The organism is Tessaracoccus bendigoensis DSM 12906, assembly GCF_900141915.1.
GTDB classification, from domain to species: Bacteria; Actinomycetota; Actinomycetes; order Propionibacteriales; family Propionibacteriaceae; genus Arachnia; species Arachnia bendigoensis.
This window is the reverse complement of the sequence record NZ_FQZG01000010.1, coordinates 78,900-86,841: the sequence shown is the minus strand read 5'-3', so window position 1 is coordinate 86,841 and position 7,942 is coordinate 78,900. Positions and strand designations below refer to the sequence as shown.

Sequence of the window (7,942 nt, the reverse complement as noted above, 5' to 3'; positions counted from 1 at the left end):
GAGCAGGATCTACTGCTCGTTGGTCAGATGCTGGCATCGTCAGCAGACAACACCGTCGTTGCTTCAATGAGTTGTAAATCCTGCTCAAATCTCTGCCCAGCCGACGGCCCACCTGCGGCATCTCGCTGGTGACGCGGATCTGGCCGACACGAGGTCCGGGCGGTGACGTGCGACAAGGCTCGGCCGGCGGTCGCTTCTGCTCTGTATAGCGACAAGGATCGGCCACTGGTTAGGGTGAAGCGGTGAACAGCGCCCGCCGACCGACCATCTATGACGTCGCCCGTGAGGCTGGGGTCTCGAAGTCCCTCGTGTCCCTGGTGCTCAACGGCTCAGATCTCGTGAGCCCGGCCAAGCGCGAGGCCGTGAAGGCTGCCATCGAGCGTCTGGGGTACCGGCCCAGCCGAGCGGCCGCGTCTCTCGCAGCCAAGAGAACCAGGGCCGTCGGCCTCGTCATCGACGACTTCCGCAATCCCTGGTACGTGGACGTCCTCCACGGGCTGCAGCGGGTGCTCGAACCCGAGGGGTTCCACATCGCGGTCCGCGAGCACCGCGGCGACGCCGGGGGCAACGCGATCGAGGGCTTCCTCTCCACTCAGGTCGACGCCCTGGTGATCGCCGCGGAGCCGGGGCATGATCATGGACCGCTGGGCGTGCCTGTCGTGGTATCCGGGTGGCGCCTGCACGAGGTCGCGGGCGCGGACATCGTGTCGACCGACGAGTTACAGGGGATGCGGCTGGCGCTCGGTCACCTGTTCGGCCTCGGGCACCGTCGGATCGGACATGTGACGGGGACAGGCGGGTCCGCGCTCGGGCGCCTGAAGGCGTACCGGGGCTGGATGACCGAGCATCGTCTGACCCCCGAGGATGCGGGGGCTGAGAATGATACGAATGAGGAGGGCGGGTACTTGGGCGCCCGCGAACTCCTCAGGGCCAATCCGGACCTGACTGCCGTCTTCGCCGCCAATGACACCATGGCGCTCGGCGCGAGGGCCGCGTTGCGGGAGCTGGGGCGTGAGGTGCCGGGCGACGTTTCGCTGGTGGGTTTCGACAATTCGCAACTGGCGCAGTCCCGCTTCCTGGCCCTGACGACGGTCGAGGCGCACACCTTCCGGGTCGGTGAGGTGGCGGGGGAGACCCTGCTGGCCAGGCTCCGAGGCGACGACGGTGCTCCGCGCCGAACCGTGATCGCACCCGAACTCGTGGTCCGCTCATCCACCGGCCGGAGTGGGGCCTGAAATTCGGCGGCTTTGCCCATCTCTCCGACGGTGCTAGGCTTGTTGCGTTCACTGATCGATGGCGCCCAGCTGCGAAATGTAAGTTCCATGCCTGTGCAGCGCTCTGGTGAACCCATCTTTGTCAGCCGATGAGGCTCTTGCACTCGCCCATCGGTCTTTTGTGGAAGGAAATCCGTGACCGAAAACGGTTCCCGTTTGGACGGCATGAAGCTGCCTGAACTCAAGTCGGTGGCCTCCGGCCTCGGGATCAAAGGCATCTCCGCGATGCGTAAGGGCGAACTCATCGCCGCGATCCAATCGACGGGCGCGGCCTCAGCGCCCCGGGCAGAACGCCGATCTACGGAGCCTGAACAGGGTGCGAACCCTCGCCGGGATCGCTCCGCCGAAGCCAGGTCCGAAGGGCAGGGTAGGTCGGAGGAGCGCGGTTCGGACGCGCCAGGCACATCCCAACCCGAACTGGTCGCGCAGGACAAGGGCAGGCAGAGCACTGGTCAGAACCGTGAAGCCAGTCAGAACCGTGAAGACAGGGCCGACGGTGAGTCCGCGGGCAAGGCCCAGAGTTCGGAAGGGCAGCCCCGGGAGGGCAGAAACGCCGGGTCTGACAACTCCGCTGAGGGGGAGACCGGCTCCGACGGTGGTTCACGCAACCGCCGTCGTCGGCCCCGCGACCGCGGCGCCCAGAACGACACCAACGCCGAGGTGGGCGAGCTGCTCGACGCCGCGATGGGGCAGCCGAGCCAGTCTGCCGCGGCGGCCAAGGCGCCGCAGGTGGACTCTTCCGGCTTCGACGACGACTCAGGCAATTCGCGCCGGAACCGCCGACGCCGCAACCGTGACCGCAACAACAGCAACAACCGCCGCTCCGGTCGGGGTGGTCAGGGGCTCGACCGGATGGAGGCGGAACCGACGGTAAGTGAGGACGATGTCCTCGCAAACGTGTCGGGCATCGTCGACGTCCTCGACAACTACGCGTTCGTCCGCACCACAGGCTATCTCCCAGGCCCGGCCGACGCGTTCCTGCCGATGTCGACCGTCCGTCGCTACGGCCTGCGGCGAGGAGACGTCCTGACGGGCGCCATCCGCACGCCGCGGGAAGGCGAACGCAAGGAGAAGTTCAACCCGCTGGTCCGCCTCGACACCGTCAACGGCGATGACCCGGAGAAGGCGAAGGGGCGCCCCGAGTTCGCCAAGCTGACGCCGCTGTATCCGCAGGAGAGGCTGCGCCTCGAAACGGTGCAGACCAACCTGACCGGCCGGATCATCGATCTTGTTTCGCCGATCGGCAAGGGCCAGCGTGGCCTGATCGTCTCGCCGCCCAAGGCGGGCAAGACCATGGTGATGCAGGCCATCGCCAACGCCATCGCGGCCAACAATCCAGAGGTCCACCTGATGGTCGTCCTTGTCGACGAGCGTCCCGAAGAGGTGACCGACTTCCAGCGCACCGTCTCCGGCGAGGTCATCGCGTCGACGTTCGACCGGCCAGCGGAGGACCACACCATGGTCTCCGAACTGGCGATCGAGCGTGCCAAGCGCCTGGTCGAGCTGGGGCACGACGTCGTGGTGCTGCTCGACGGCATCACGCGCCTGGGACGCGCCTACAACCTGGCCGCCCCCGCGTCCGGCCGGATCCTCTCCGGTGGTGTCGATTCGGCCGCCCTCTACCCGCCGAAGAAGTTCTTCGGCGCGGCCCGCAACATCGAAAACGGCGGCTCGCTCACGATCCTGGCGACCGCGCTGATCGAAACCGGTTCGAGGATGGACGAGGTCATCTTCGAGGAGTTCAAGGGCACGGGCAACATGGAACTGCGGCTCCGGCGGGAACTCGCGGACAAGCGCATCTTCCCTGCCATCGACGTCGACGCCTCCGGTACCCGTCGCGAAGACCTGCTGCTCGGGCGAGACGAGCTCAACATCATCTGGAAGCTGCGGCGCGCACTGTCCGGTCTCGACGACCAGGCGGCGTTGGAGACGCTGAAATCCCGGATGTCCAAGACCCCGAGCAACCACGACTTCCTGTTGAGCGTGCTCAAGACCACGCCCGCTCAGGAAGGCTGAACCGCCAGACTTGGAAACGGTGCCCGCGCGAGGCACAATTGTCAGTTGTGCCGGTTCACGCACATTTCCCGACCTGTCTCGGTGGGAGCGACCCGGCCACTCTAGAAGGAGAACCATCATGAAGCAGGGCATCCACCCTGATTACGTGGAGACCCAGGTGACCTGCACCTGCGGCAACACGTTCACCACGCGCAGCACGCTCAAGAAGGGCAGCATGAACGCCGACGTGTGCGCCGAGTGCCACCCGTTCTACACCGGCAAGCAGAAGATCCTCGACACGGGCGGCCGCGTCGCCCGCTTCGAGAGGCGTTACGCCAAGAAGAAGTAGCCGAAGACGACGAACGCCTCGCTGGGTCATGGCCCGGCAGGCGTTCGTTTCTTTTGCCCAGCACCGACACCCGGGAAGAGTCACATGTTCGACAACGCACAGCCGCTGATCGATGAGTTCCACGATCTTGAGCAGCAACTGGCCGACCCTGCGTTGCACGGGGACGAGGTGCGCTCCCGGAGGGTCGGACGCCGGTATGCCTCACTGAGGCCCATCGTCGAGGGGATCGAGGAGTTCCGTCGTCTCACCGGAGACCGGGAGGCGGCCGCGGAACTCGCAGACGATGATCCGTCGTTTGCCGACGAGGTTGCCGAACTCGACCGGGTGCTGGCTGCCTCCACGGAGAAGTTGACGCGGCTGCTCGCCCCACGCGACCCCAACGACGATGCCGATGCACTGCTGGAGATCAAATCCGGCGAGGGCGGCGACGAATCGGCCCTGTTCGCGGGCGATCTGTTGAAGATGTATATGCGCTACGCCGAGCAGGTCGGGTGGAAGATTGAGGTGCTGGATTCCCAGGAGACCGACCTCGGCGGCTACAAGTCCGTGACGGTGGCCGTCAAGGCGACAGGGCACCAGGAGTTCGGGCCCTACGGTCGGCTGAAGTTCGAGGGCGGGGTACACCGTGTCCAGCGCGTCCCAGTCACCGAATCACAGGGTCGCATCCACACTTCGGCGGCGGGTGTCCTCGTGATGCCGGACGTCGAGGCGGACGAGGTTGAGATCAACGCCGACGATCTGAGGATCGACGTTTACCGCTCGTCGGGACCAGGGGGGCAGGGGGTAAACACCACCGACTCGGCAGTGCGGATCACCCACCTGCCGACGGGCGTGGTGGTCAGTTGCCAGAACGAGCGCTCCCAGCTGCAGAACCGGGAGTCCGCCATGCGGATGCTGCGAGCAAGGCTGATCCAACAGGCCGAGGCCCAGGCCGCGGCCGAGGCCTCCGACGCCCGCAAGTCCCAGGTCCGCACCGTCGACCGCTCGGAGCGGATCCGCACCTACAACTTCCCTGAAAACCGGATCACGGACCACCGCATCGGGTACAAGGCGCACAACCTGGATCAGGTGCTCGAGGGGGCGCTCACGCCGGTGCTGGACGCCCTCGCCGAGCAGGACCTCAGCGAGCGGCTCGCCGGGGTGGGTGGATGAGTGAGGCCGCGTTCCGGCTGGCGGGTGAACTCGCCAACGGCGGTTGCCCCAGCCCGGGACCGGAGGCGCGCACCATCGTTGCGCACGTCCTCGGGATCGACCAGTCCCGGCTGGTCCTCATCGATCGGGTGACCGCGCAACAGCAGACCAGGATCGATGAGTTGGCGGCGCGCCGGGTGGCGGGGGAGCCGGTACAGCACCTGACCGGCGTGGCCTACTTCCGTCATGAGACCTTGAAGGTGGGGCCGGGCGTGTTCATTCCGCGGCCCGAGACCGAGATCATGGTCGGCTGGGCCCTCGACCGGCTCGGCGAGCGCACCTCACGCCGCGTCGTCGAACTGTGTGCAGGTTCGGGTGCCATCTCAGCGGCCATCGCCAGCGAGATCGGAGGCGTCGACCTCCACGCTGTCGAGGTTGATCCCGTGGCCTTCGGCTACCTGAGCGCCAACCTCGCCGGGCGTGGCGTTGAGTTGGTCTTGGGCGACATGGCCGAGGCCTTCCCCGACCTCGACGGCACCGTCGACCTTCTGATCGTGAACCCGCCTTACGTGCCTGAGACGCTGCGCCCCTTCCTGCCGAGCGACGTCGTGGATCACGACCCGGGGCTGGCCCTCTTCTCGGGGGTCGACGGCCTCGAGGCGATCCGTGTCGTGGCGCGGGTCGCCTCGAGGCTCCTGAGGCCCGGTGCGCTGGTAGCCACCGAACACGATGACTCGCACCAGCCAGCGGCAATGGAAGTGTTCCGGGAGGCGGGTTTCGTGGACGTGACACCGCACGCGGACCTGACCGGCCGACCCCGCTTCGTGACGGCCGCCCAGCCCATCGCGGGCCGGTAGGATGAACGCCGTGACTGAACCCGCCCGCGTCTTGAACCTTGCCGTCGACCGGGAAGCCGCCCTCAGCGAGGCCGTTGACGCCGTCCGACGCGGGGCCTGCGTCGTGCTGCCCACCGACACCGTCTACGGCATCGGGGCAGATGCCTTCGACCGGGATGCGGTCCAGGGGTTGCTCGACGCCAAGGAACGTGGCCGCGACATGCCACCGCCAGTGCTGATCGCCGAGCCGTCGATGCTGCGCGCCATCGCCGACGAGGTGCCGGAGGGGGCGGCCGCGCTGGCGAAGGCGTTGTGGCCGGGCGCGCTGACCCTTGTGCTGAAGGCGCAGCCGCGCAGCGGCATGGACCTCGGGGAGAGCCTCGGAACCGTCGCGGTACGGGTGCCCGACCTCGACGTGGCACGGGATCTGCTGCGGCGCACCGGCCCGCTGGCCGTGAGTTCGGCAAACGTCTCGGGCCGCGAAGCAGGCCTGACCTGCGACGAAGCCTTGGCCCAGTTGGGCGATCGGGTTGCCGTCTACCTCGACGGGGGACCCGTCGGTGGGGGAGTCGCCTCGACCATCGTCGATTTCGCATCGACCGACAAAGGCAAGGTGCTGCGAGACGGCGCAATCACGCTGGAGACGCTGCGGCAGCATGCGCCGCTCGTCGACGGCATCGATGCTCCGGAGCTGGAGCCGGAGCCGGAGGTCGATCCCGCGGTTGAACCTAGCCCGACGCCTGACCCCGACTGATGCGCGAATACCTTCTGGTGCTGCTCATCGCGGCTGGCACTACCTACCTGCTCGCGGGTGCCTGCCGGGGCATAGCGGTGCGGTTCGGGGTGCTGGCCAAGGTGCGCGACCGGGACGTGCATACGCACCCGATTCCGTACTTCGGGGGCATCGCGATGCTCGGTGGCCTGGCCGTCGCGCTCCTGGTGGCGCTCCAGATGCCGTTCCTGGGCCGGTATGCCGCGGTCATGCACGACGCATCTGCGGTGTTGTGGGCCGGGTTGATCATCACGGCAGTGGGTGCGCTGGACGACAAGTACGATCTGAATCCGCTCGTCAAACTGGGCGGTCAGGTGCTCGCGGCCGGTGTCGCCGTCGTCGGTGGCGTCCGGCTCTTCTGGATCCCCCTGCCTGGGCGGATCATCTCCCTCGACGACGCCACCAGCATCCTGCTCACGGTCCTGGTGATCGCCGTCTGCGTCAACGCGGTCAACTTCGTGGACGGGCTCGACGGCTTGTCGTCCGGAATCGTGGCGATCGGGTCTGGCGCATTCTTCAGCTACACCTACGTCCTGGCCTATGTCGAGGGCCTTGAGCGGGCCACGACCGCGAGCCTGATCACGGTGGCGACCTGCGGTGTGGCGATCGGCTTCCTGTTCCACAACTGGCATCCGGCCAAGATGTTCATGGGCGACTCGGGATCTATGCTGCTCGGCCTGCTGATGGCGATGAGCGCCATCTCCTACACCGGCCGCATGGACCCGTCGGTGGTCGGTGGAGGCTCGGCCGTGGTTCCGGCCATGTTGCCCATCCTGCTGCCGGTCGCCGCGTTGGCACTGCCCCTCATCGACCTGGTGACAGCCTGGATACGGCGCGCCTGGAAGGGGCAGAATCCATTCTCGGCCGATAAGCAGCATCTGCATCACCGACTCCTCGCGCACGGCCACTCCCATTGGGGGGCGGTGCTGCTGATGTACGGCTGGGCGGCGGCGGTCTCCGTCGGGCTCGTGGCGATGGCCTTGGTGCCTCGGACCTCAACCGTATGGATCGTGGTGGGCGTGCTCGCCGTTCTCGCGCTCCTCACTCTCTTGCCAGTGCGCTCCCGGAGGTCGGAGGCGCGTTCCGATGCGTGAGCGTCGCATCACAGCGGCCACGCGTCGCGCCCGCCAGATGATGCTCGGGGGGCTGGCGTTGGGCCACGCGGTCGGCCTCACGGTCGTCGGGCTGGGGCTCGCGCTCGGAGGACCGGATGCGGCGCTGACGGCGGCCCTCGGGTTCGCGGCTGTGGTCATCTTCTACAGCGTCGGGCAGGCACTCGAGGTGGTTGCCTCGGAGCTCGAGGCCATGCAGGGAATGGCGCTCGTGCTGGTCAGTTACGCGGTGCGGGTCATCGGCATCGCGGCCGGGCTCTGGGTGATCCTCAACCTGCCAGCGGTCGCCCCGCACATCGTCGACGGCTGGCTGGTGTTGAGTGTCGCCGGCACCGTGATCGCCTGGGTTGGAGGAGTGGTTCTCGTGGCCGCGAGGCAGCGGGTACCGGTGTACGACGACGAATACGAGCCCCCAAAGCAATCCTGAGGGCGGCCCGTGCTATGGGACAGGCGTGTCTCAAGGTGAAACCGCG

General features: G+C 67.2%; 8 protein-coding genes. All 8 read left to right on the top strand.

Annotated features, from left to right (window positions below; genetic code table 11):
- The first annotated feature begins 242 nt into the window (after positions 1-242).
- The 8 genes from BUC15_RS03875 (at position 243) to BUC15_RS03840 (ending at position 7,896) form a co-directional block, all read left to right on the top strand.
- Positions 243-1,235: a LacI family DNA-binding transcriptional regulator gene (locus BUC15_RS03875; RefSeq protein WP_073186231.1), complete on the top strand. Its 993-nt coding sequence runs from the start codon at positions 243-245 to the stop codon at positions 1,233-1,235.
- Positions 1,236-1,439: 204 nt separating this feature from the next.
- Positions 1,440-3,290, top strand: a complete 1,851-nt coding sequence (gene rho / locus BUC15_RS03870) for a transcription termination factor Rho (protein WP_073186238.1) — start codon at positions 1,440-1,442, stop codon at positions 3,288-3,290.
- A gap of 118 nt (positions 3,291-3,408) precedes the next feature.
- The gene (gene rpmE / locus BUC15_RS03865; RefSeq protein WP_073186230.1) at positions 3,409-3,618 is read left to right on the top strand and encodes a 50S ribosomal protein L31; all 210 of its coding nucleotides are present in this window, start codon (positions 3,409-3,411) and stop codon (positions 3,616-3,618) included.
- Between the two features lie 84 nt (positions 3,619-3,702).
- Complete coding sequence (gene prfA / locus BUC15_RS03860; protein WP_073186229.1) at positions 3,703-4,770, top strand: peptide chain release factor 1; 1,068 nt, start codon at positions 3,703-3,705, stop codon at positions 4,768-4,770.
- The gene (gene prmC / locus BUC15_RS03855; protein WP_073186228.1) at positions 4,767-5,606 is read left to right on the top strand and encodes a peptide chain release factor N(5)-glutamine methyltransferase; all 840 of its coding nucleotides are present in this window, start codon (positions 4,767-4,769) and stop codon (positions 5,604-5,606) included. Before prfA ends, prmC begins: the two co-directional genes overlap by 4 nt.
- A gap of 10 nt (positions 5,607-5,616) precedes the next feature.
- Entirely contained in the window at positions 5,617-6,339 is a 723-nt protein-coding gene (locus BUC15_RS03850; protein ID WP_084189344.1) for an L-threonylcarbamoyladenylate synthase, read from the top strand.
- Positions 6,339-7,451, top strand: a complete 1,113-nt coding sequence (locus tag BUC15_RS03845; protein WP_073186226.1) for an MraY family glycosyltransferase — start codon at positions 6,339-6,341, stop codon at positions 7,449-7,451. The genes BUC15_RS03850 and BUC15_RS03845 overlap by 1 nt, the downstream gene beginning before the upstream one ends.
- Positions 7,444-7,896, top strand: coding sequence for a hypothetical protein (locus BUC15_RS03840; RefSeq protein WP_073186225.1), 453 nt, complete (start codon positions 7,444-7,446; stop codon positions 7,894-7,896). Before BUC15_RS03845 ends, BUC15_RS03840 begins: the two co-directional genes overlap by 8 nt.
- Positions 7,897-7,942 lie beyond the last annotated feature (46 nt).